Raw genomic sequence first — 23,692 nt, forward strand, 5'->3', positions numbered from 1 at the left:
GAGGGCCGTCCCCGTCAGGGGCGGCCCTTCTGCTTTGCGTCACGCGGGCAGGTGACCCGGTCGGGTCATCTGCCGGTGTGTTGAACTGGGGGCGTCGCCGGTGGATTGGATGGGGAGCTCGATGCGCGGTTTGTCCAGGTCGTTCGCGGTGTGCGTGGCCGGGATCATGGCCTTGGCCGGGTGCACCAACTCCGCGCCTCCACCGGAGCAACCGGCCCCGCAGAGCTCCGACGCGCTGCCCGGTGAGGGCGTGCCCTCGGTGGTGCCGCAGCCGGAGCTGCTCGACAGGCTCGGCGACGACGTCGCGGTCCGCGGCAAGGTCGAGGTCGTGGTGGACCCGCTGGTCGACCGGCAGACCAAGGACCTCGCCAAGCAGGTGCTCGAACTCGCCGGGGCCGACGAGGTCGCGATCCGCGAGCCGGGCGCTCCCGCCGCGGACGCCTCGCTGCGGGTGCGGATCGGCGAGCGCACCTCGCCGACCGTGGTCAAGGGCCTGCAGGAGACGGGCATGAACGCCCCGGTCCCGATGGAGGAGGAGGCGTACGTGCTCGCGGTGCGCCCGGACACCGAGTCCGAGGTGTTCATCGGTGCCTCCGACCCGGCCGGGGCCTACTACGGGGTGCAGACGCTGCGGCAGCTCGTCTCGCCCGGCCGCATCGCGGGCGTGACCGTGCTGGACCGTCCGGCGATGCCGCTGCGCGGCGCGATCGAGGGCTTCTACGGCCCGCCGTGGACGCACCAGGAGCGGATGGACCAGCTGGCGTTCTACGGCGACGTCAAGCTCAACACCTACATCTACGCGCCCAAGGACGACCCGTACCACCGCGAGAAGTGGCGCGAGCCCTACCCGGCGCAGGAGCTCGGGGAGGTCCGCGAGCTGATCCGGCAGGCCGGTGCGCACCACGTGAAGTTCACCTTCGCGCTCTCGCCGGGCAACTCCATCTGCTACAGCGACCCGCGCGATTACCAGGCGCTGCAGGCGAAGTTGCAGGCCATGTACGACGAGGGCATCCGCGACTTCTCGCTGCCGCTGGACGACATCTCCTACACGCGCTGGAACTGCGCGGGTGACGAGCGCGCCTACGGCCGCCCCTCGGAGGGCTCGGCCGGGCGGGCGCAGGCCGACCTGCTCAACAAGGTGCAGCGCGAGTTCGTCGACACCCACCCCGGGGTGGCGCCGCTGCAGTTCGTGCCGACCGAGTACTCCGACGTCGAGGACTCGGAGTACAAGACGGCGATCCGCGAAGCGCTGGACCCGAGGGTGCTGGTGATGTGGACCGGTGACGGCGTGATCCCGCGCCAGATCACCGTTTCCGATGCCAAGCAGGCCGAAACCGTGTGGGGTCGCAAGGTTTTCCTGTGGGACAACTACCCGGTCAACGACTTCAACGGTTCGCGCGGCCGGATCATGCTCGGCTCCTACGACAAGCGCGAGCGCGGGCTCAGCGATCAGCTGGCCGGTGACGTGGTCAACCCGATGAACCAGGCGGCGGCGAGCAAGGTCGTGGAGATCGGTGCGGCCGATTTCGCCTGGAACGACGAGGACTTCGACCCGCAGCGGGCTTGGCGGGCCGCCGCCGAGTACCTGGCGGGCAAGCGGCTCGCCGGTGATTCCCCCGGCGTGCAGGCGGATCCGGCGACGGTGGAGGCGCTGCTGGCGTTCTTCGACCTCGAGCACATGGCCCCGGTCGCCAACGGTTCGGCCTGGTTGCCGCCCGCTCCGGAGCTGTCCCGCCGCCTCGACGCGTTCCGCGAGGCGTGGACGGGTGGCGACCGCCGCGCGGCGGTGCGGGACCTGCGGGCCTACGCGGAGCTCGTCGCCAACGCACCGGAGCGGATTCGCGCGGGGGCGCCGAGGGACTTCGTCACCGACACCGATCACTGGCTGACCGCGACCGACCAGTGGGGTCAGGCCCTGCTCGCGACGGCCGACGGTCTGCAGGCTCGGGCTTCCGGTGACGAGGCGATGGCCAACGCGCGCTTCGACGAGGCGCGGTGGGCGGTGGACGCGGCCAAGCGCATCCGCTCCACGACCGCGGAGGTCCGCCCGGCGGGTCAGGTCCTGGTCGCCGACGGAGTCCTCGACACGTTCCTGAACGAGGCCCCCGGCCTGCGGTGATCAGCAGAGCGGGCGGTCCTGGTTCGAACCGTTCGATGAACCCGGTCGGTTCGGACTAGAACTGCCCGCTGCCCGCGTCGTCCCGGTAGATGTCGACCAGGTCGGTGTTCTGGGCTTCCCACCGGTCGTAGAGCGCGTCGCGGCCGAAGCGCGCCACGAGCTGCGACTCCGCTCGGGTGATCGGGACGAGCGTGATCAGCTGCAGGACCGGCACGCCCTCGTCGAGCAGGACGTCGAACTCGTCACCCAGGTACGGGTGCGGTGCGGCCATCGCGCCCGCGATCGCGGTGTCCGGCAGCAGGATGCGGTCGTTCATGATCAGCGCGCCGTAGCCGACGCGCGCCTGCGACTCGGTGAGCAGCTCGGCGATCACGCCCACCAGGTGCTTGGCGTAGACCTCCTGATCGCGACGCAGCGTGCACAGCAGCTCCTGAGGCAGCGGTGCCCCGGCGGTGTGCTCGCGAAGTCCGCTGGTCAGCACGGTCACGTGCGCGCCGTCGGCGTGGTCGCAGTAGACGAGGTTGTAGGCCCGCTCCCGCCCACCGGCGCTCCGGCTGTCGGCACCTCGAACGCGTCCGACGTGCTTCTCCACGTGCGCCGGGAACCCCTTGAACCTGCTCATGCCCCACCTCTGCGAACTGTGTTGTGGTCCTTGTGCGCGGCGGTGCGGGCTGACTCCCACACCTGGGACAGCGGCTCCGCCGCGATCTCCACCAGCACCTCGATCGGACCGACGCGCATCCTATGGGGTGGATGCGTCCGGTCGAATAGGCTCGGGGGGTGGCTGACGCTCTCGAGATGAAATCACCGGCCGAGGTCGCGGCGGCGCTGGACGAGACCGGTTACCTGCCGGACGACGGGATCGCGACCGCGGCCTTCCTGGCGATGCGGATGCGTCGCCCCCTGCTGACCGAAGGCGAACCGGGCACCGGCAAGACGGCGCTTGCCCAGGCCCTGGCAGCGGCGCTCGGCGTGAACCTGATCCGCCTGCAGTGCCACGAGGGCATCGACGCGGCCCAGGCGCTCTACGACTGGGACTTCCCGCGGCAGCTGCTGCACCTGCGCACCCTGGAAGCCGCTTCGGGCGGTGAGCTCGACGCCGACGCCGCCGAGTCCTCCCTCTACACCCCGCGATTCCTGCTGGCCAGGCCGCTGCTGCGCGCCTTGCAGGAGGCGCCGTGCGTGCTGCTGGTCGACGAGATCGACCGCGCCGACGACGAGTTCGAGGCGTTCCTGCTGGAAGTGCTCTCGGAGTACGCGGTCAGCATCCCGGAGTACGGCGAGGTCCGCGCCGAGGAACCGCCGATCGTCATCCTCACCTCCAACCGCACCCGCGAGGTCCACGACGCCCTCAAGCGCCGCTGCCTCTACCACTGGCTGGAGCACCCGGACCTGGAACGGGAGGTCGCCATCCTGCGCCGGCGCCTGCCGGGCGTCGACGGACGCCTGGCCGAGCAGGTCGCGGCATCCCTCCAGCGCATGCGCCAGATGGAGCTCCTCAAGCCCCCGGGCGTCGCCGAAGCCCTCGACTGGACCCAGGCCCTCCAGGCCCTCGGCGCGGACTCCCTCGACACGGAGACCGCCGCGACGACCCTCGGAGCGGTCCTCAAGTACCGAGAAGACGCGGAACGAGTCCGCTCATCAGGCGTCCTCACCCCCTGACCGAACTTCAGTGGAACTCGGAACCCCGATTTCAGTGGAACTCAGGTCCCCGGTTTCAGTGGAAATCCGGTCTCTGGTTTCCGCTGAAATCGGGGCTCCGGTTTCCACTGAAATCCGGTGCACGAGGGGTGACCTGCGGTGGGAGGGGTGTTGATGTCGGAGACCGTGACCGGGTTGGTGGGGTTCGCCCGGGCTCTGCGGCACTCGGGGATGGCCGTGGGGCCGAACCGGGTGCAGAGCTTCCTGTCCGCCGTGGAGCAGGTGGGGGTGGAGGAGCGCGAGGGCGTGTACTGGGCCGGTCGCCTGACCCTGTGCTCCGAGCCCGACGACGTCGCCCGCTACGACGCGGCCTTCGAGACCTGGTTCAGCGCGGAGCCGATGCAGGTGGAGCAGCCGGGGAAGCCGGTGTCGCGCCCCGCGAAGATCGCGGCGCTGACCGCCGAGACGTCCGACGGCGAGGGCGAGGGGGAGTCCGACGATCCCCTCGCGGCGGCCGCCAGCGACGCGGAGGTGCTGCGCAACCGCGATGTCACCGAGCTCAGCGCGGCCGAGCGCGACCACCTGCGCCGGATGCTGGCGGTGCTGCGCCCCGAACCTCCGACGCGCCCGGCGCTGCGGCGCGAACCCGGCAAGCGCGGAGCGCTGAGCCCGCGCGCCACGCTGCGCGCGATGCTGCGGTCCGGGGGCGAGCCGGTGCGGCTGCCCCGGCAGCACCGCTCGCGGCGCGCGCGTCGCGTCGTGCTGCTCATCGACGTCTCCGGTTCGATGAGCCCGTACTCGGACGCGCTGCTGCGGTTCGCGCACGTCGTGGTCCGCCGGGCTCCGGCGAGCACCGAGGTCTTCACGCTCGGCACCAGGATGACCCGCGTGACCAGGCAGTTGCGCCAGCGCGATCCGGAATCCGCGCTGCAGGCGGCTTCTCGCGCGGTCCCCGACTTCTCCGGTGGCACACGACTGGGCGACACTCTCCGGGTGTTCTTGGACAGGTGGGGGCAGCGCGGCGTGGCGCGCGGCTCCGTCGTGGTGCTGTTCTCCGACGGATGGGAGCGCGGCGACACCACCGACCTGGCCGAGCAGATGCGTCGGCTGCGCAGACTGGCACGCGGCGTGATCTGGGCGAACCCGCACGCGGGCCACGACGGATATCAACCCGTGCAATCCGGAATTGTGGCGGCCCTCCCGCACGTTGACCGAATGGTGGCCGGTCACAGCCTGAGGTCGCTGGAAGACATCTGGTCGTGGGTTCGCAGACTTTCCCAGCCCGGGGAGCAGCTCCCCGGGGTGCCGGTCGGTTTCGCCTGACGCCGACCCGGGTGGATGCTTGGAGGGGCCAGGACGGCCCGTGGAGGTAGGTGCACCGTGCGTGACGTGTTGGATGACTTGACCAAGCGCTGGGAGGCCGGCGAGTCCGTCGGGCTGGGCACCGTGGTGGCCACCTTCCGCTCCGCCCCCCGCCCGCCGGGTGCGTCGATGCTGGTCACGCAGGAGGGCGAGGCCGTGGGCAGCGTCTCCGGTGGCTGCGTCGAAGGCGCCGTCTACGAGGAGGGCTCCACGGTCCTGCAGGGCTCGGAGCCGGTGCTGCGCCGCTACGGCGTCAGCGACGACGACGCCTTCGCGGTGGGCCTGACCTGCGGCGGGATCCTCGACATCTTCGTCGAGCGGATCGACCGCGAGACCTTCCCGGACCTCGACGAGGTCGCCGCCTCGGTGCGCGCTGAGGAGCCGGTGGCGGTCGCGACCGTCATCGAGCACCCCGAGCAGGCCAAGGTCGGCACCCACCTGCTGATCTGGCGCGAGCGGGTGCGCGGCACGCTCGGCGCGTCGCGGGTGGACGACGCGGTGGTCGACGACGTGCGCGGCATGCTGGCCAGCGGTCGCAGCGGCGTCATCGAGTACGGCCCGGAGGGGCAGCGCCGCGGCGAGGGCATGCGGGTGTTCGTCAACTCCTTCGAGCCGCCGCCGCGCATGCTCGTCTTCGGCGCGATCGACTTCGCCGCCGCCATGGCCCGGATGGGTGCTTTTCTCGGCTACCGGGTGACGGTGTGCGATGCGCGTCCGGTGTTCGCCACCAACAGCCGGTTCCCGGGCGTCGACGACGTGGTCGTGGACTGGCCGCACCGCTACCTCGCCCAGGAAGCGGAGGAGGGGCGCCTCGACGAGCGCACGGCGGTCATGGTGCTCACCCACGACCCGAAGTTCGACGTGCCGGTGCTCAAGGAAGCCCTGCGCATGAACGTCGGCTACATCGGCGCGATGGGTTCGCGCCGCACGCACGAGAACCGCTTGACGCGGCTGCGCGAGGAGGGCGTCACCGAGGAGGAGCTCTCCCGCGTGTCCTCGCCGATCGGTCTCGACCTGGGTGCCAGGACCCCGGAGGAGACCGCCGTTTCCATCGCCGCGGAGCTGATCGCGCTGCGCTGGGGCGGCCGCGGTGTGAGGCTCTCGGACGTGGAGGGTCCGATCCACCACGACTGAGCCCGCTTGCTCTCGCCGGGACGGAGTAGGACCCTCTAGCGGAGTGACATCCGTCACTCGGCGGATAGTCGTGTTCCCGAACGTCCGCGCTCCTGGCGAGGAGGCCGTTCCATGTCCCGCATCACCGTCAACGTAGACGGCACCAAGTACACCGATGAAGTGGAACCTAGAACGCTGCTCGTGCAGTACCTGCGCGAGCGGCTCGGCAAGGTCGGCACCGTGGTCGGCTGCGACACCAGCAACTGCGGTGCCTGCACCGTCCACATGGACGGGCACAGCGTGAAGTCGTGTTCGGTCCTGGCGGTCCAGGCCGACGGCCACGACGTCACCACCATCGAAGGACTGGCCCAGGACGGCAAGCTGCACCCGTTGCAGGAGGCCTTCCACGACAACCACGCGCTGCAGTGCGGGTTCTGCACCCCCGGCATGATCATGCAGGCGCTGGACCTGCTGGCCGAGGACCCCGAACCCGACGAGCAGGCGGTCCGCGAGGGCATGGAGGGAAACCTCTGCCGCTGCACGGGCTACCAGAACATCGTCCGAGCGGTGCGCGATGCCGCTCAGCGCATGGAACCCGGCGCGGGGCCCGCGGCCGAGCACACCGATGACACGCCCATGCAGCGCAAGCCCGCCGACGAGCGGACCGGCGCCGAGGCCACGGGAGGTCGCCAGTCATGACCGCTGTGGCAGAACCGGAACTCGGGCGTTCCCGCAAGCGCAAGGAGGACGCGCGGCTGATCACCGGCCGCACGCGCTGGACCGACAACCTCGCGCCCAGCGGAACGCTGCACCTGGCGATCCTGCGCTCACCGATGGCGCACGCCAAGATCACCGCGATCGACACCGAGGCCGCCAAGGAATCTCCCGGCGTGGTCGCGGTCGTCACCGGCCGCGACATCGCCGACGTCCAGGGCAGCCTGCCCTGCGCGTGGCCGATCACCGAGGACATGAAGGCCCCGGCGGCCCCGGCGATGGCCGTCGACGAGGTGCGCTTCGCGGGTGAAGCGGTGGCGATGGTCGCCGCCCGCTCGGCCGCCGAGGCGCGCGACGCGATGGACGCCATCGACGTCGACTACGAGGACCTGCCGGTCGTGCTGGACATGCCCTCGGCGATCGAACCGGGATCACCGCTGGTCCACCAGGACCTGGGCACCAACACCAACGCCGTGTGGACCTTCGACTCGGCCGAGGCCGGCACCGGCGGTGACGTCGAGCAGGCCCTGTCCGGCGCGGAGGTGCTCGTCGAGCGGACCTTCCGGCAGCAGCGGCTGATCCCGGCGTTCATGGAACCGCGCTCGGTCGTCGTCGACCCGACCGGTGAGCAGATCACCGTCTGGTCGGCCACGCAGGTCCCGCACATCCTGCGGGTCATGCTGGCCATGACGCTGGGCGTCGCCGAGAGCAAGATCCGGGTCATCGCACCCGACGTCGGCGGTGGTTTCGGCGGGAAGCTCCAGGTCACGCCGGAGGAGGTCCTGTCGTTCCTGATGGCGCAACGGCTCGGCCGCCCGGTCAAGTGGACCGAGACCCGTTCGGAGACGATGGTTTCGGCGCACCACGGCCGGGACCAGATCCAGAAGCTGTCGATGGCAGCGACACGCGACGGCCGGATCACCGGGCTCAAGGTCGAACTCCTCGCCGACATGGGCGCCTACCTGCGGCTGGTCACCCCGGGCGTGCCGATCCTGGGCGCGCTGATGTTCAACTCGATCTACAAGATCCCGGCGTACCACTTCAGCTGCACCAACGTGTTCACCAACAAGACGCCGACCGACGCCTACCGCGGCGCCGGGCGACCGGAGGCCACCTTCGGCATCGAGCGGATGATGGACGAACTCGCCGCCGAGCTGGGCATGGAGCCCATGGAGGTGCGGCGCAAGAACTGGATCGCCCACGACGAGTTCCCCTACGACACGGTCGCGGGCCTGACCTACGACTCGGGCAACTACGAGGCCGCCACCGACAAGGCGATGGAGCTGTTCGGCTACACCTCGCTGCGCGAGGAGCAGGAGCGGCGCCGTCGCGAGAACGACCCGGTCCAGCTGGGCATCGGCATCTCCACCTTCACCGAGATGTGCGGGCTGGCGCCCTCGCGGGTGCTGGGGTCGCTGTCCTACGGCGCGGGCGGCTGGGAGCACGCGGCGATCCGCATGCTGCCCACTGGAAAGGTCGAGGTCGTCACGGGTTCGTCGCCGCACGGCCAGGGGCACGAGACGGCGTGGAGCCAGATCGTCGCCGACCGGCTCGGCGTCGCCTTCGAGGACGTCGAGGTGCTGCACGGCGACACCCAGGTCTCACCGCGCGGCATGGACACCTACGGCTCCCGCTCCCTGGCCGTGGGCGGCATGGCCGTGGTCGCCGCCGCCGACAAGGTCATCGACAAGGCCCGGCCGATCGCCGCGCACATGCTCGAATGCGCCGAGGAGGACCTGGAGTTCTCCTCCGGCCGGTTCGGCGTGCGCGGCACCGATCGGGGTGTGGCGATGGGCGAGGTCGCGCTCGCGGTGTTCGCCGCGCACGACCTGCCCGACGGCGTGGAGCCGAACCTGGACTCCGACGCGACGTTCGACCCGGAGAACTTCTCGTTCCCGCACGGCACCCACCTCTGCGCGACCGAGGTGGACACCGAGACCGGGCACGTGAAGATCCGCAAGTACGTGTGCGTGGACGACATCGGATCGGTGATCAACCCGCTGATCGTGGAGGGCCAGGTGCACGGCGGTCTCGCCCAGGGCATCGCGCAGGCGCTCTACGAGGAGGCCGTCTACGACGAGGGCGGCACGCTCACCACGGGCACGTTGGCCGACTACCTGGTGCCCTCGGCCGCCGACCTGCCGGAGTTCACCACCGACCGCACCGAGACCCGCGCGACCTCGAACGCCCTGGGTGTCAAGGGCGTGGGGGAGGCGGGAACGATCGCCTCCACACCCGCGGTGGTGAACGCGATCGTCGACGCGCTGCGCCCGATGGGCGTCAACGACGTCGAGATGCCCTGCTCGCCGCAACGCGTGTGGCGAGCGGTGACCGGCGCTCGCGCGTCCGGGCAGACGGCGCCGGAGGCCGGCGGCGGACTCGGCTCGATGAATCCCCAGGGAGGTGCCCGGTGATCCCGGCCCAGTTCGAATACATCGCGCCCTCGACCGTGGACGAGGCCGTCGCCGCGCTGGCGGCGGCGGGCGAGGACGCCAAGGTGCTCGGCGGCGGGCAGAGCCTGCTGCCCGTGCTGCGGATGCGGATGGCCGATCCGAGCACGATCGTCGACGTCGGGCGCATCCCCGAGATGCGGGGCGTTCGCGAGGACGGCGACAAGCTCGTCGTCGGCGCCATGACCACCCACCACGAGGTGCAGCGGGACCCGCTGATCCGGCAGCACGCCGAGCTGATCTCGCTGGCCACCCGCACCGTCGCCGATCCGCAGGTGCGCCACCGGGGCACCTTCGGCGGTTCGCTGGCGCACGCCGACCCGGCGGGTGACCTGCCTGCCCCGGCGCTCGCGCTGGACGCGGAGATGGTCATCGCCGGTCCCTCGGGCCGGCGCACCGTCCCGGCGTCGGAGTTCTTCGTCGACTACTTCACCACCGCGCTGGAACCCACCGACCTGCTGGTCGAGGTGCGGATGCCGAAGTGGACCGGCTGGAACGCGCACTACGAGAAGTTCAACCGCGTCGCCCAGGCGTGGTCGATCGTCGGAGTCGCCGCAGCGGTGCGGGTTTCCGGCGGCGCCATCGCCGAAGCGCGCATCGCGCTGACCAACATGGGCGCCACCCCCATCCGCGCGATGGGCGTGGAGCAGGCGCTGGTCGGCCAGCAGGCCACGGCCGACGCGGTCCGCGAGGCCGCCCGGCACGCGACCGAGGGCACCAGCGCGACAGGCGATTCCAGCGCTGATGCCGACTACCGGGAACACCTCGCCGAGGTGCTGACCGGACGTGCGGTGCTGGCGGCGGCAGGCGGCTGATCCGCTCCGGCGAAGATCGGGTCTGGCGGCGTTTCGCGGAATTGCCGCCAGACCCGAATCGTTCTTGTGGGCGGGTGGTCCTTCCCGCTGAGCCGATCGGGCTATCGGCACGCCGTCCGGCCTGGGAGGCTGGTGGGTGGACTGCGTTATAGCTTCAGACTGAAACGATGGCTCTGCGCCTGAGCCGAGCACGGTCAATCAGGAGGACCTTCCAGTGGAAATGCAGCACACGTTCAGCGTTCCGGTGCCGATCGATGCGGCGTGGAAGGCGATGACCGACCCCGAGCGGGTCGCTCCGTGCATGCCCGGCGCCACGCTCACCAAGGCCGAGGGCAACGAGTTCGCCGGATCGGTGAAGGTCAAGCTCGGACCGGTGACGCTGCTGTACAAGGGAACCGGTGTCTTCAAGGACATCGACGAGAAGAACCGCCGGCTGGTCATCGATGCCAGCGGCAAGGACTCGCGGGGCAGCGGCACCGCCGCCGCGACGGTCGTGGTCACGCTGACCGACGAGGGCAGCACCACCTCGGGCACGGTCGACACCGACCTCAAGGTCACCGGCAAGCCCGCTCAGCTGGGTCGCGGCCTGATCTCCGAGGTGGGCGGCAAGATCCTGAACCAGTTCGCCGACAACCTCGCCAAGAAGCTGGAGTCCGAGCAGGAGGCCCCGGCCGCGCAGGAGAAGGCGTCGGCCGAGCCGCAGAGCACCGAGACCCCGGGTGGCGCCAACGGCAACGGTGCCGCCGCGGCTGCGGGTTCGGCGGCCGCGGGCGCCGCGGTCGGTTCGGCCCGCAAGGACACCAGCTGGCGGGTCACCCCGGCCAGCGCCGACTCGCCGAGCTCGACCACCGTCGCCGAGCCGACCGCCAACGACGAGGCCATCGACCTGCTGGGCACCGCGGGCGCACCGGTCCTCAAGCGGGCCGCCCCCGCGGTGATCGGTCTGCTGGTGGCGTTCATCGTGCTGCGCCGCTTCAAGAAGCGCCGCGCCCGCAAGCGCGCCTCGTGAGGATTTCCCTCCTGCGGGGCTCTCAGTCCCGCAGGAGGGCTCCGACCCGGCCGAGCCGGTCGAGCCACCACCGCTGCACGTCGGCGGGCGGAGTGGCGGCCGCGACCAGCGCCGGGTCGGGTTCCGGGGGCTTCGACGGCACCGGCAGGAACCCCTGCTCGGGCAGCAGCGAATCGGCGACCACGTCGCCGTCGAGCAGCGCCATGGTGCCCAGCCCGCACGCGAACGGCAGCTCGGGCAGCGCACCCGCCAGCGCCAGCTGCGCGGACAGACCGACGCTGGTCTCCACCGCCGAGGACACCACGCACGGCAGACCGCACGCCTCGGCGACCTGCAGCGCTCGGCGGACTCCGCCCAGCGGCGTCGCCTTGATGATCGCCACGTCGGCCGCTCCGGCCACGGCCACGCGCATCGGGTCCTCGGCGCGGCGGATGCTCTCGTCGGCGGCGATGCGCACGTCGACCCTGCGCCGCACGGCGGCGAGCTCCTCGATGCTCGGGCACGGCTGCTCGGCGTACTCCAGGCCGCGGGCGGCGGCGTCGAGCTCGCGGATGCGGCTGATGGCGGTGTCGACGTCCCACGCCGCGTTGGCGTCGACCCGGATCGCGCCGTCGGGCCCGAGCGCGTCCCGGACGGCGGCGACCCGCTCCAGGTCTTCGGCGGCGGTCTGGCCGGGATCGGCGATCTTGACCTTCGCCGTCCGGCACCCGGAGCGCGCCACGATCTGCGCGGCCTTCTCGGCGGACACGGCGGGAACGGTGCAGTTGACGGGGATCCTGTCCCTGACGGGCTCCGGCCAGTGCTCACCGCACGCCTCGAACGCCGCCTTCAGCCACGGGACGGAGCTGGCGTCGTCGTAGTCCTCGAACGGGCAGAACTCGCCCCACCCGGCAGGCCCGGACATGAGCACCCCGCGCCGCACGGTGATCCCGCGAAACCGGTTCCGCATCGGCAACGCGTACACCCGCACGGCGTCCAGTTCCGCAGGATCGAAGCTCGCCATACCCCAATCCTTTCAGCCCGGACCCGCCTCCGCGCCCTCGAGGTGCACCCGATTTCAGTGGAAGTCCGACCCCCGATTTCCGCTGAAACCCGGGTCCGGATTTCAGTGGAAATCGGGTTCAGGAGGTGATGTCCCTGATCAGGCGCCTCGGGTGGGGTCAGGGTCAGGCGACGCTCGGGCGGCCGAGGTCGAAGACGTCCACCTCGAAGCGGGCCCACTGCTGCCGCAGGGCGGTGACGCCGTGGTCGAGGATGTAGTTGAGCTCGCCCAGCGTGACCGGGAGGAGGGTGAAGACCTGGAGCTGCTCGACGCCGTCCGGGTCGGTGAAGCGGGTGAACTCCGACGGGAAGATCGGATGCCCGCTGGCCAGGACGCCGTGGAACTCGGTGCCCGGCAGCAGCGGCTTCTCGTTCGGCACGATCTGGTCGGGAACCAGGAAGGTGCGGTTCTGCACCAGCAGTTCCGAGGTGAGGTCGACCAGGTGGCGGGCGGCTTCGGCCTGCTCCCGGTAGACCGTGCAGGCCAGCTCCTGAGCGGGGTGGGCGCCGAGCGGCTGGAACCGCAGGCCGCTGCTGATCACCGTCGTCAGATGGAGTTCTTCGAGGTGGAAGAACACCAGACCGTAGCCGCGGTTGGTGCCGTTCACGTTCGGCGGCTCGGCTCCCGTGGGGGCGCCGGCGTACCGTTCCAGGTTCTCCGCGAGGCCGACGAAGCGGTGCGCACCGCCCATCGCCGGCCGTTGGTGCTCGGTTTCCATCCGATCTCCAGTGTCTTGCAGCTCAGACGCTGCGTTCGTTCATCGCAACGGTAGCTGCAAAGCAGCCGATCGCGGACCCCTTTTGGGTGACAGCTATCCGGGGCTCACCCGGAGTTTCCGTCACCCCACGTCCGGGAGGGCCGGGCCGAGGAGGTCATCGGCGTCCACGATCCGGTAGGCGTAGCCCTGTTCGGCGAGGAACCGCTGCCGGTGCGCGGCGTAGTCGGTGTCCAAGGTGTCGCGCGAGACGACCGAGTAGAAGTGCGCCTGCTTGCGCTCGGCCTTGGGCCGCAGCAGCCGGCCGAGCCGCTGCGCCTCCTCCTGCCGGGACCCGAAGGTGCCCGACACCTGCACGGCGACCGAGGCTTCGGGCAGGTCGATCGAGAAGTTGGCGACCTTGGACACGACGAGCCGGTTGATCTCGCCGCGCCGGAACGCGTCGAAGAGCTCCTCGCGCTCCTTGTTCTTCGTCGAACCCTCGATGATCGGCGCCTCCAGCGCCTCGCCGAGCTCGTGCAGCTGGTCCAGGTAGGCGCCGATGACCAGGGAGGGCTCGTCCGGGTGCTGGTCGAGGATCGCCTTGACCACCGGAGCCTTGGTGCGCGCGGTCGCGCACAGCTTGTAGCGCTCCTCGGCCTCGGAGGTCGCGTACTGCAGGCGCTCGTTGTCGGTCAGCGTCACCCGCACCTCGACGCACTCCGCGGGCGCGATCCAGCCCTGCGCCTCGATGTCCTTCCACGGGGCGTCGTAGCGCTTGGGGCCGATCAGCGAGAACACGTCGCCTTCCCGGCCGTCCTCGCGCACGAGGGTGGCGGTCAGGCCGAGCCGGCGGCGGGACTGCAGGTCGGCGGTCATCCGGAACACCGGGGCGGGCAGCAGGTGCACCTCGTCGTAGACGACCAGGCCCCAGTCGCGGGAGTCGAACAGCTCCAGGTGCTTGTACTCGCCCTTGGAGCGGCGGGTGATCACCTGGTAGGTCGCGATGGTGACCGGCCGGATCTCCTTCTTCTCCCCGGAGTACTCGCCGATCTCCTCCTCGGTCAGCGAGGTCCGCTCGATCAGCTCGCGCTTCCACTGGCGGCCCGCGACGGTGTTGGTGACCAGGATCAACGTGGTCGCCGCCGCCTCGGCCATGGCCGCCGCACCGACCAGCGTCTTGCCCGCGCCGCAGGGCAGCACGACGACGCCGGAGCCACCGGCCCAGAACGACTGCACTGCCTGGCGCTGGTAGTCGCGCAGGTTCCAGCCGTCCTGCTCCAGCTCGATGGGGTGCGCTTCGCCGTCGACGTAACCGGCGAGGTCTTCGGCGGGCCAGCCGACCTTGAGCAGCATCTGCTTGAGGCGTCCGCGCTCGCTGGGATGCACCACGACGGTGTCGTCGTCGATGCGGGCGCCGAACATCGGGGCGATCTTCTTGTTGCGCAGGACCTCTTCGAGCACGGCGCGGTCCACGGAGACCAGCACGAGGCCGTGCGCGGGGTCGTTGGTCAGCTGGAGCCGGCCGAAGCGGCCCATGGTCTCGACGATGTCGACCAGCAGCGGCTGCGGCACGGGGTAGCGGGAGAAGCGGACCAGTCCGTCGACGACCTGCTCGGCGTCGTGCCCGGCGGCGCGCGCGTTCCACAGCGCGAGCGGCGTGATCCGGTAGGTGTGCACGTGCTCCGGCGCGCGCTCCAGCTCGGCGAAGGGTGCGATGGCGGTGCGCGCGTCGTCGGCGAGGTCGTGATCGACTTCGAGCAGCAGCGTCTTGTCGGACTGGACGATCAGAGGTCCGTCGGTCAAGGTGAGCGCTCCCTCGGGGATCGGGTGGAGTTTCCGCAGGTGATCAACACTGTCGGCAGCCACCGGCAAGACTCCCGGCCCAGTATTCCACCCGGGCAACACCGCCCCCGCCGGGTCCAGTCCCAGCGGCGGCCCGAAGTGACTCAAATCGCCCGCTCGCCTGGGCTGGAAGGAGTGGTGTTGCTCCGAACCGTCCCTGATCGATGTCCTTCACGTCCGGTCGGTTCGGACCAGGACCGCCCGCTCCAGGGGGTGCGCCGCCCGGCGGTTGGGGGATTGTGGTGGTGCCGGGCTGGTGGGAGCGTGTCGTCGATCTCGTTCGGGTGCGAGGAGTGACATGGCTGCGGAGAACGCGGGGGAGCGGTTGCGGGAGCTGGAGCCCGGGGCCCGCCTGGCGGACGTGCTGGAACTGTTCGACTCGCTGCCCCCGGTGCGGGTCGAGGAGCTGGTGGGCACCTGGCGGGGCAACGGGATCGACACCGGGAACCCGTTCGACGGGCTGCTGGAGCGGTTCGGCTGGTACGGCAAGCGCTTCGGAGGCCCCGAGGACGCCCATCCGCTGCTGTTCGCCGCCTCCGGTGGCCGCGTGGTGAGCATCAACCCGGCGTTCATGCCGGTCGGGCTGATGCTCGGCATCGCCGACAAGCTCAACAACCCCGTCGTGGCGAAGCTGTTCCGGATCCTGATGCCGCTGATGACCACGAGCGAGGCCCGCGCGCGGCTGCGGATGGTCGAGTACCGGGGCGTGTCCTCGGCGGCGATGGTCTACGACGCGCTGCCGATCCAGGACCCGTTCCGCAAGGTCGACGACGACACGCTGCTGTGCGCGATGGACTTGCGCGGCATGGCCGCGCCGTTCGTGTTCGTGCTGCGCCGCGATGCCGCGTAGGAACGCGTTTTCCCTGGCTGGGTAGATTGCTGGTGGCGAACTCGACCACGGAGGACTTGTGACCTACCCACCGCAACCGGATCCTCACGGTGCGCAGTCCGGGCCGTATCCGGGCGGCTGGCCCGGTCAGCACCCGCAGCAGGGCTACCCGTACCCGCAGCAGGGTTCCGACGCCTTCTGGCGCCAGGTCGCGGGCAACCAGCAACCAACTCCGCCGCCGAAGAAGAAGCGCACCGGTCTCATCGTCGGGCTCGTCGTCGGCGGCGTGCTGCTGCTGGCCGGGGGCATCATCGGGATCTCGCTGGCGGTGATCGCCAGCAACCGGGTCGAGGCCGGCGACTGCGTGGAGCTGCTCGACGAGCGCGGTGGCCCGATGGCCTCCGCCGACTGCGGTTCGGCCGAGTCCGACTACGAGGTCGTCGACGTCCAGGACCGCGGGCTCGCCGAGTGCGGCGACGACTACGTCAACTACTCCGAGGGCAACGCCTACTGCGTCGTCCTCGACGTCAAGGTGGGCGACTGCCTGACGCCCTTCCAGGAGGACGAGGGCGTCCTGCCGTTGAAGATCGAGTGCTCCCGGTCGGAGGACCAGGTCACCAGGGTCGTCGGTGGGCAGGACCCGGAGTCCGCGTGCGGGGAGAACGAGGGCTACTACGTCTTCACCCGCAAGACCGTGTGCTTCGGGGACGTTCGGGGCATCTGATGTTTACTACCGCTAACGAAGCCGGTCTGCTGTGATGGACCACGACGATCGGTGGGGCGAGGAGGCAGTACCAATGGGCAGCGAGGATCGCACGGTTCGCGACATCACCCGGGGTTTGATGCGTGAGCTCGGGCTGACCACGGTGTTCGGCAACCCGGGCACGACGGAGGTCCCCTTCCTGACGGGGTGGCCGGACGACTTCCACTACGTGCTCGGGCTGCAGGAGTCCGTGGTGGTCGCGATGGCCGACGGCTACGCGCAGTCCCGCCGCGAACCGGTGCTGGTCAACCTGCACTCGGCCGGTGGTGTCGGGCACGCGCTGGGCGCGGTGTTCACCGCCTACCGCAACCGCACTCCGATGATCATCACCGCTGGTCAGCAGACCCGCAGCCTGATGTTCAACGAACCGTTCCTGGGCGCCACCGAGGCGCCGAACTTCCCCAAGCCCTACGTGAAGTGGAGCTACGAGCCGGCCAGGGCCGCGGACGTCCCGGCCGCGCTGGTGCGCGCCTACCAGATGGCGACGACCCCGCCGTACGGTCCGGTCTTCCTGTCGGTGCCCGCCGACGACTGGGACGAGCCCGGCGTGGAGGTCCCCGCGCGCCCGCGCACACCGGGTTTCGCGCCCGACCCGCAGGCCATCGCCGGGCTCGCCGAGGCGCTGCGCGACTGCGAGCGGCCCGCGTTCGTGACCGGCCCGGCGGTCGACGCCGACGGCGTCGTGGACGAGATGGTGCGGCTGGCCGAGAAGACCAAGGCCGCCGTGTACGCACCGCCGATGTCGCCGCGCTGCTCCTTCCCGGAGGACCACCCGTGCTTCGCCGGGTTCCTGCAGCCCGAGCAGCGGCTGCTCAGCCAGGAGCTCTCCGGCTACGACCTGGTCGTGGTGTGGGGCGCCCCGGCGTTCACCTACCACGTCTACCGGGGTGAGGCCGAGGTCGCGCTGCCCGAGCTGTTCCTGGTCAACGACGACGCCGACGTGCTGGCCCGCGCCCGCTCCGGGCGGGGCGTGATGGGCACGATGGCGCACGCGGTTCCGCAGGTCAACGCGCTGCTCGACGACCTGGACCGGTCGGCGCCGACGACCATGGCCCGGCCCGAGAAGCCCGCCGCCAGCACGCCGATGACGGCCTCCTACGTCTTCGACACCCTCGTGGGTCAGCTCCCCGCCGACGCGGCCGTCGTCGAGGAGACCCCGAGCCACCGCAACGACCTGCACGAGTACTTCCCCGTTCGCTCCACCGACGGCGGGTTCTTCACCGGCTTCTCCGGCGCGCTGGGCTACGGCGTCGGCGCCGCGGTCGGCGTCGGCATGGCCAACACCGCCCGGCGGACGGTGGCGCTGCTCGGCGACGGTTCGAGCATGTACGGCATCCAGTCGCTGTGGACGGCCGTGCGCGAGCAGGCTCCCGTCACGTTCGTGATCATGGACAACTCGCGGTACGCCGCGGTGGCCGTGCTGGGCGAGGCCGCCGGTGGCAGCAAGCTGCCGGGCGTCGACCTGGGCGGGATCGACTTCGTCTCGCTGGCCACGAGCCTCGGCTGCCCGGCCAAGCTCATCCAGACCCCGGAGGAGCTGGCCGAGGCCCTGCCCGAGGAGTTCGCCGGCAAGCAAGGCCCCAGCCTCCTGCACATCAAGGTCGACCCGGGCCAGCGCTTCCTGTACTGATCGGGAACCCATCAGCGGTCCTCAACGACGAAGAGGCGGCCCCGACCACAGCTGGTCGGGGCCGCCTCTTCGTCGTTGAGGATCAAAAGACCTGAGTGGTCTCCGCTGCCGAGGCGGGAGCGGCGCCTGCGCTCTTGACGTCGAGGAGGCGGGCCACCTCGCTGCGCAGGTGCACGAAGGTCTCGGACTCGCGTGTGGTGATCTGGTCGCGCTCGGTGCCGAGCGGGATCTCCAGGTCCTTGACGATCGTGGCCGGGGACTTCGACAGCACGAAGACCCGGTCGGAGAGGTAGATGCTCTCGTCGATGTCGTGGGTGACCAGCAGGACCGTGCTGTCGAACTGCTTGCGGACCCGCAGCAGCAGGTCCTCCAGCTCGAAGCGGGTCTGGGCGTCCACCGACGCGAACGGCTCGTCCATCAGCAGCAGCGCGGGCCGGCAGGCCAGGGCGCGGGCGATGGAGACCCGCTGCTGCATGCCGCCGGAGAGCTGCCACGGGTACTTCTTGGCCGAGGCCGTCAAGCCGACCCACTCCAGGACCTCGTCGGCGCGCTCGCGCCGCTCGGACCGGCTGACGCCGCGGGCCTGCAGCGGGAACTCGACGTTGGCGCGCACCGACTTCCAGGGGAACAGCGAGCGGCTGTAGTCCTGGAACACCACGGCCAGGTCGCTGGGCACGCCGTCGACCGCCTCGCCGTGCAGCCGCACGTCGCCGGAGGTCGGCTTGATCAGGCCGGAGATGCCCCGCAGCATCGTCGACTTGCCGCAGCCGGAGGGGCCGACGATGCACGCCAGCTCACCGGTGCGGACCTCGAAGGTGAGGTCGGCGATGGCCTGGTGCCCGTTCGCCCCGCCGTAGCGGTGACCGAGTCCGGAGACTTCCAGCATCGTGTTCGTTCGGGTCATTTCGGTCAGCCTCCGACAACTTGGTCAGCCGACGCCTGCGAGGGCTGCCAGCTCAGCGCACGGCGTTCCACCACGAGCAGCAGGGTGTTCAGTACGTATCCGAGGACGCCCAGCAGGACGATCCCCGCCCACATCGCCGGGAAGTCGAACTGCCGCTGGTCGAACATGAGCCGGTAGCCGATGCCGTTGGTGGAGCCCACCAGCTCCGACACGACCATCAGCACCAGCGACAACGACAGGCTAACCCGCAGCCCGGCGAAGATCTTGGGCGTCGCCGCGGGCAGCACCACGCCGGTGATCCACTGGGCGCGCGGGATGCGGAACGACCGCGCGGTGTCGATCTTGACCTGGTCCACCGAGCGGACGCCGTCGACGGTGTTGAGCAGGATCGGCCACACGACGCTGAACACGATCACGGTGATCTGCATCGACGAGCCGATGCCCAGCAGCACGATGAACACCGGGACCAGGACGGGCGAGGGGATGGCGCGCATGAACGCCATCAGCGGCCCGACGAAGTCCAGCAGGTTGCGCGAGCGGCCGAGCAGGGTGCCCAGCGCGACGCCGATGACTGCGGCCAGCACCCACCCGAAGGCGACCCGGCCGAGGCTGGCGAACAGGTCGCCGGTGGCCTCGCTGGTCAGGAAGAGCGATTCCGGAGGCCCGGAGAACCACTTCTGCCCGGCGGTGGCGAGGATCTTGCTCGGCGACGGGAAGAACGGGTGCTGTGCGATCTGGGTCACCAATTCCCACAGCAGAACCGCGATGATGAGCACGAGCCATTGGCGGAGGAATCCACGCGTTTTCTTCACAACGCACCCCGCAGCCCGAAGTTGAATTCCAGTGAATTCACGATGTCAATTCCCGGGAAATCGTGAACGCCGGGAAAAAGGTGGCCCGTCACACTGCCTCCCGATCGACCGCGCTCCACGCCAGGCCGCGCTTGTGCACCGTTTCCAGCGCCTCGTTGATGAGGTAGCCGACGATGCCCGCGACGATCGTCCCGGCCAGCACCAGGTCCATCCGCCCGGCACCGGTCGAGGCGTCCAGCACGAAGCTGCCGAGCCCGCTGCCGCCTCCTGCCAGGAACTCGGTGCTGACCACCAGGATCAGCGCCACCGAGGCCGACATCCGGATGCCGGTGAGCACGAACGGCGCGGCGTTGGGCAGCATCACGGTGAACATCGTGCGAGCCCGGCCGAAGCCGAAGGACCGCGCGGTGTCCACCATCACCGGGTCGACCTCGTCCAACGCGTAGATGGTGTTGAACAGGATCGGCCACACCGCCGCGTACACGGCGAGGGCGATCTTGGTCTCCGGGCCGGACCCGACCAGCACGATGGCCAGCGGGATCAGCGCCACGGAGGGGATCGGCCGGAGGAACTCGATGATCGCGCGGGTGGCCACCCGGATGCCGCGCACGCTGCCCAGCAGCAGGCCGGCGGGCACGGCGATGGCGATGGAGATGCCCAGCGCGATGGCCCAGGCCAGCACGCTCGCGATCAGGTCGAGCAGGAAGGAGGGGTCGCCGAGGAGCTCGACGAACCTGGTCAGCACCACCGAGGGCGGTGGGAAGTACTGGGGGTCGACGAGCCCGGACCTGCTGAAGGCTTCCCACAACAGCAGGAAGCCCAGCAGTCCGAGCAGACCCCGGAGTGTTCTGGTCATGTCCCGATCAGCTCTGCGGCGGCTTGATGATCATGCTCGCCACGTCGACGTCCTTTGAGATGTAACCGAATTCCAGCATCAATCGCGGAACCCGCTGCAAGCGGGTGGCATCTGCGCGCGCGTTCAACTTCAGCAATGTGATGATGGACGCAGTTTCCTTGTCGATCTTGGCGAATTTCGGCAGCAACGGCTCGATCTTGGCGCGGTCCTGCGCTTCGGCCACCGAGGCGGTCATCGCGCGCTGGAAGGCGGCGACGGTCTTCGGGTTCTGCTCGGCGAACTCGGAGTTGGAGACGTAGCCGCCCAGCGGCAGGTCCTCCAGCGGGCCCGCCGTGGTGTCGAGGACCGGCACGGCGTCGGCGTCGCGCGCGGCCAGGGTCAGGAAGGGCTCCACGACCATCGCGGCGTCGACCTGCCCGGCCTTGAGCGCGTTGGGCATGTTGATGAAGCCCAGCGGCACCATCTGCACCTTGTCGAAGGGCACGTCGTTGGCCTTCATCGAGGCCTTGACCAGCAGCTCGGAGATGGTGCCCGGGCCGGAGATCGCGATCCGCTTGCCCGCCAGGTCCTGCGCGGTGCGCACCCCGGAGTTCGGCCCGGACATGATCAGGCAGCTGTTGGGCACCGCCGACATGCAGTCGGCGACGATCTTGAGGTTGGCCACGCCCTTGGCCTGCGCGGCGAAGATCGGCACGTAGCTGGAGAAGGTGATGTCGAGGTCGCCGCCGATGGCGCTGTTGAGCGCGGCGCCGCCGTCGGAGGCGGGGACGATCTCGACGTTGAGGCCCTCGCGCTGGAAGTGACCGGCTTCGGCCGCCAGGTACAGCGGGGCGAGCTCTGCCGTGGGCAGCGCGCCGACCCGCAGGTTGGCCTTCTCCACCTGGCTGTTCCCGGACGACTGCTGCTCCGCGCCACCCAGCAGCCCGCACCCGCTCGAACCCATCAGCGCTCCTGCGGTGGCCACACCGCCGGCGATCTTGAACAGGTCGCGGCGGGCTATCGGGCGGTTCTTCGGACGCATGGCGTTTCCTCCTGGCGTGGCGGGGTGTGGGCCTGTGCGGGCCCTGGCGGCTGGAGCGACTTGCGTGGACCGAGGCCGTTGCGGCCGGGATGCGGGACTGCGTGCGCGGGCGTGCCGGTGGTCCGCTGCGCACGTCCCGTGTCCTCGGGATCACCGACTGCATCGGTGCGCAGAACTCTAGATACCTGACCAGGGGGCGACAACAAGACGTAATGGGCTCGTTGTGTCCATTACTCGAAGGTGTGTCTCCGGTCACTCATTGGCAAAAGCAAACAACACGGAGAGTGCTGTCCACATCGCAAACGGGTGGCCATGCGCCAATAACGTGAAATACACGGTGAGATAAACGACAAAAGCCGCAGATGCCTCGTTCGTGACGAAGCACCTGCGGCTGGGTCGGTCCCGCGGCGGGGTCCGGGTGCCGGGCCGGCCGATCCTGCTCAGCACTTTGGCTGATCGGATCGGCGCGGCCCTCAGCCCTGGGGCTGAGGCGAGGGTCAGCCCTGCGCCGGCTGGACGATCATCTTGGACACGTCGATGTCCTTGTCGAGGAACCCGAAGTCCTTCATCAGACGCGGAACGCGCTGCAAGCGCGTCGCGTCGGCGCGGGAGTTGAACTTCAGCAGCGAGATGATCGCGGCCGTGTCCTTGTCGATCTTGGCGAACTCCGGCAGCAGCGGCTCGATCTTCGAGCGGTCCTGCGACTCGGCCACCGCGCGGTCCATCGCGCGCTGGAAGGCGGCGACGGTCTTGGGGTTGTCCTGCACGAACTTCGCGGTGGCGCCGTAGCCGGTCAGCGGCAGGTCCTCCAGCGGACCGGTGTTGGTGTCGGCCACCGGGACCGCCCCGCTGGCGCGCGCGGCCTGGGTCAGGAACGGCTCGGTCAGGATCGCCGCGTCCACCCGGCCCTGCTGCAGGGCGGCCGGCATGTTGATGAACGGGATCGCGGTGAACTCGGACTTGGAGAAGTCCACGCCGTAGGCCCGCATGGTGGCCTTGACCAGCAGTTCCGAGATGGTGCGCGGTCCGGAGATGGCGATGGTCTTGCCCGCCAGGTCCTGCGGGGTGCGCACCTTCGAGGAGGGCGAGGTCATGATCGTGGTCGTGTTCGGCGCACCCGCGCCGCAGTCGGCCACGATCTTCAGGTCCGCCACGCCCCTGGCCTGGGCTGCGAAGAAGGGCACGTAGCTGGCGTAGGTGATGTCGTAGTCACCGCCGATGGTGCTGGTCAGAGCCGCACTGCCGTCCGAGGTCGTGACGATCTCGACGTTGAGGCCCTCCTGCTGGAAGATGCCGTTGCGCACGGCCAGGTGCAGGGGAGCGAGGTCGGTGACCGGCATGGCGCCGACCTTGATGTTGGGCTTCTCGACCGTGCCGTCACCGCTGCCAGCCGATTCGGAGCCGCCCAGCAGGCCGCATCCGCTCGCGCCCATCAGCGCTCCGGCGGTAGCCGTTCCACCTGCGAGTTTGAGCAGACCTCTCCGCGACATAGCGCGACTGGCCAGGGTCATCGAGTCCTCCTTGCAACAGCACGACATGGGGCGCGCCGGGCGCTGCGTGAGCTTGGCTGGCTCGGCGCGGACAACCCCGAGTAGGGTCCGGCAGTTGCGTCTGTGCACTGTGGACTTGGCCACGACCTTCGTGGGAGGCGCCGGCGCTGGCCGGGCACACGCGCGATGGCCGTGACGGGTGGGGCGCAAAAAGGACTGTAAAGGTTTGAACTATCGGGTTACAACCAGGCGTAACTAACTATGGGTCACACGTTCGGCCCAGCTGTTGCCAAAGGCACTCTGAAGAGTGACGGTGACCCGTATTGGGGGCCTGACTTGTGACGCCGGGTTAAGTATAGTCTCGCCCGTCGAGGTGACCGGCCTCTGCTTCGGGGGAATGCACGTTGTGACCAGGGAGTGTGATGGCAAGCCCGGCTGACAGAGTCGGGGTCTGCGGAAACTCGATCGCCGAGGTGACGTGGACCCGCTCGTGGGAACCCGACGCGACCGCGTCGGTGCGCGGGCACATTCCCAGCACGATGATCTCCACTGCCACGGCACGGAAGGGCAGCTAGCCGTGGCG

Annotated in this window: 21 protein-coding genes; 11 read left to right on the top strand and 10 right to left on the bottom strand. The window is 69.9% G+C overall.

Annotation, left to right across the window (positions count from 1 at the left end; genetic code table 11):
* Positions 1 to 121: 121 nt before the first annotated feature.
* Positions 122 to 2,119, top strand: a complete 1,998-nt coding sequence (locus E1181_RS19020) for a beta-N-acetylhexosaminidase family protein (RefSeq protein ID WP_165944674.1) — start codon at positions 122 to 124, stop codon at positions 2,117 to 2,119.
* A 55-nt stretch (positions 2,120 to 2,174) separates the two neighbouring features.
* On the opposite strand, the gene E1181_RS19025 is transcribed toward E1181_RS19020, so the two are convergent.
* On the bottom strand, positions 2,175 to 2,741 hold the full coding sequence (locus E1181_RS19025; protein ID WP_132676656.1) for a suppressor of fused domain protein: 567 nt from the start codon (positions 2,739 to 2,741) through the stop codon (positions 2,175 to 2,177).
* Positions 2,738 to 2,860: a hypothetical protein gene (locus tag E1181_RS32600; protein WP_268952481.1), complete on the bottom strand. Its 123-nt coding sequence runs from the start codon at positions 2,858 to 2,860 to the stop codon at positions 2,738 to 2,740. The genes E1181_RS19025 and E1181_RS32600 overlap by 4 nt, the downstream gene beginning before the upstream one ends.
* 57 nt (positions 2,861 to 2,917) lie before the next feature.
* On the opposite strand from E1181_RS32600, the gene E1181_RS19030 reads away from it, so the two are divergent.
* The 7 genes from E1181_RS19030 to E1181_RS19060 all read left to right on the top strand — a co-directional run bounded on the left by E1181_RS19030 (position 2,918) and on the right by E1181_RS19060 (position 11,223).
* A complete protein-coding gene (locus E1181_RS19030) occupies positions 2,918 to 3,781 on the top strand; it encodes an AAA family ATPase (RefSeq protein WP_132676696.1) in 864 nt (287 codons plus the stop codon).
* A 153-nt stretch (positions 3,782 to 3,934) separates the two neighbouring features.
* A complete protein-coding gene (locus E1181_RS19035) occupies positions 3,935 to 5,083 on the top strand; it encodes a vWA domain-containing protein (RefSeq protein ID WP_132676658.1) in 1,149 nt (382 codons plus the stop codon).
* A gap of 57 nt (positions 5,084 to 5,140) precedes the next feature.
* Positions 5,141 to 6,256, top strand: coding sequence for an XdhC family protein (locus tag E1181_RS19040; protein ID WP_132676660.1), 1,116 nt, complete (start codon positions 5,141 to 5,143; stop codon positions 6,254 to 6,256).
* Between the two features lie 111 nt (positions 6,257 to 6,367).
* The gene (locus tag E1181_RS19045) at positions 6,368 to 6,934 is read left to right on the top strand and encodes a (2Fe-2S)-binding protein (RefSeq protein WP_132676662.1); all 567 of its coding nucleotides are present in this window, start codon (positions 6,368 to 6,370) and stop codon (positions 6,932 to 6,934) included.
* The gene (locus tag E1181_RS19050) at positions 6,931 to 9,363 is read left to right on the top strand and encodes a xanthine dehydrogenase family protein molybdopterin-binding subunit (protein ID WP_132676664.1); all 2,433 of its coding nucleotides are present in this window, start codon (positions 6,931 to 6,933) and stop codon (positions 9,361 to 9,363) included. The genes E1181_RS19045 and E1181_RS19050 overlap by 4 nt, the downstream gene beginning before the upstream one ends.
* The gene (locus tag E1181_RS19055; protein WP_132676666.1) at positions 9,360 to 10,214 is read left to right on the top strand and encodes an FAD binding domain-containing protein; all 855 of its coding nucleotides are present in this window, start codon (positions 9,360 to 9,362) and stop codon (positions 10,212 to 10,214) included. The genes E1181_RS19050 and E1181_RS19055 overlap by 4 nt, the downstream gene beginning before the upstream one ends.
* Positions 10,215 to 10,428: 214 nt before the next feature.
* On the top strand, positions 10,429 to 11,223 hold the full coding sequence (locus E1181_RS19060) for an SRPBCC family protein (RefSeq protein ID WP_132676668.1): 795 nt from the start codon (positions 10,429 to 10,431) through the stop codon (positions 11,221 to 11,223).
* Between the two features lie 22 nt (positions 11,224 to 11,245).
* Here E1181_RS19060 and E1181_RS19065 read toward each other — a convergent pair whose 3' ends face one another.
* From E1181_RS19065 to E1181_RS19075, 3 genes are all read right to left on the bottom strand, one after another.
* Positions 11,246 to 12,226, bottom strand: coding sequence for an o-succinylbenzoate synthase (locus E1181_RS19065; protein ID WP_165944675.1), 981 nt, complete (start codon positions 12,224 to 12,226; stop codon positions 11,246 to 11,248).
* 163 nt (positions 12,227 to 12,389) lie between these two features.
* The gene (locus E1181_RS19070; RefSeq protein ID WP_132676670.1) at positions 12,390 to 12,983 is read right to left on the bottom strand and encodes a suppressor of fused domain protein; all 594 of its coding nucleotides are present in this window, start codon (positions 12,981 to 12,983) and stop codon (positions 12,390 to 12,392) included.
* 120 nt (positions 12,984 to 13,103) lie between these two features.
* On the bottom strand, positions 13,104 to 14,765 hold the full coding sequence (locus E1181_RS19075) for a DNA repair helicase XPB (RefSeq protein WP_132676672.1): 1,662 nt from the start codon (positions 14,763 to 14,765) through the stop codon (positions 13,104 to 13,106).
* Positions 14,766 to 15,102: 337 nt separating this feature from the next.
* On the opposite strand from E1181_RS19075, the gene E1181_RS19080 reads away from it, so the two are divergent.
* The 3 genes from E1181_RS19080 to mdlC all read left to right on the top strand — a co-directional run bounded on the left by E1181_RS19080 (position 15,103) and on the right by mdlC (position 18,026).
* Positions 15,103 to 15,654 carry a DUF4334 domain-containing protein gene (locus E1181_RS19080; protein WP_132676674.1) on the top strand — a complete coding sequence of 184 codons (552 nt, stop codon included), beginning with the start codon at positions 15,103 to 15,105 and terminating at the stop codon, positions 15,652 to 15,654.
* 58 nt (positions 15,655 to 15,712) lie between these two features.
* The gene (locus E1181_RS31495; RefSeq protein ID WP_165944672.1) at positions 15,713 to 16,357 is read left to right on the top strand and encodes a hypothetical protein; all 645 of its coding nucleotides are present in this window, start codon (positions 15,713 to 15,715) and stop codon (positions 16,355 to 16,357) included.
* Positions 16,358 to 16,430: 73 nt separating this feature from the next.
* On the top strand, positions 16,431 to 18,026 hold the full coding sequence (gene mdlC / locus E1181_RS19085) for a benzoylformate decarboxylase (protein WP_132676676.1): 1,596 nt from the start codon (positions 16,431 to 16,433) through the stop codon (positions 18,024 to 18,026).
* A gap of 82 nt (positions 18,027 to 18,108) precedes the next feature.
* Here mdlC and E1181_RS19090 read toward each other — a convergent pair whose 3' ends face one another.
* The 5 genes from E1181_RS19090 to E1181_RS19110 all read right to left on the bottom strand — a co-directional run bounded on the left by E1181_RS19090 (position 18,109) and on the right by E1181_RS19110 (position 23,130).
* Positions 18,109 to 18,930 carry an ABC transporter ATP-binding protein gene (locus tag E1181_RS19090; protein WP_132676678.1) on the bottom strand — a complete coding sequence of 274 codons (822 nt, stop codon included), beginning with the start codon at positions 18,928 to 18,930 and terminating at the stop codon, positions 18,109 to 18,111.
* A 5-nt stretch (positions 18,931 to 18,935) separates the two neighbouring features.
* Positions 18,936 to 19,742, bottom strand: coding sequence for an ABC transporter permease (locus tag E1181_RS19095; RefSeq protein WP_132676680.1), 807 nt, complete (start codon positions 19,740 to 19,742; stop codon positions 18,936 to 18,938).
* An 88-nt stretch (positions 19,743 to 19,830) separates the two neighbouring features.
* Positions 19,831 to 20,598: an ABC transporter permease gene (locus E1181_RS19100; RefSeq protein ID WP_132676682.1), complete on the bottom strand. Its 768-nt coding sequence runs from the start codon at positions 20,596 to 20,598 to the stop codon at positions 19,831 to 19,833.
* A 7-nt stretch (positions 20,599 to 20,605) separates the two neighbouring features.
* Positions 20,606 to 21,619 (bottom strand): ABC transporter substrate-binding protein, encoded by a 1,014-nt coding sequence (locus E1181_RS19105; RefSeq protein WP_235876872.1) that lies wholly within the window; start codon positions 21,617 to 21,619, stop codon positions 20,606 to 20,608.
* A 497-nt stretch (positions 21,620 to 22,116) separates the two neighbouring features.
* The gene (locus tag E1181_RS19110; protein WP_132676684.1) at positions 22,117 to 23,130 is read right to left on the bottom strand and encodes an ABC transporter substrate-binding protein; all 1,014 of its coding nucleotides are present in this window, start codon (positions 23,128 to 23,130) and stop codon (positions 22,117 to 22,119) included.
* Between the last annotated feature and the right edge of the window lie 562 nt (positions 23,131 to 23,692).

This window comes from Saccharopolyspora terrae (genome assembly GCF_004348435.1).
GTDB classification, from domain to species: Bacteria; Actinomycetota; Actinomycetes; order Mycobacteriales; family Pseudonocardiaceae; genus Saccharopolyspora; species Saccharopolyspora endophytica.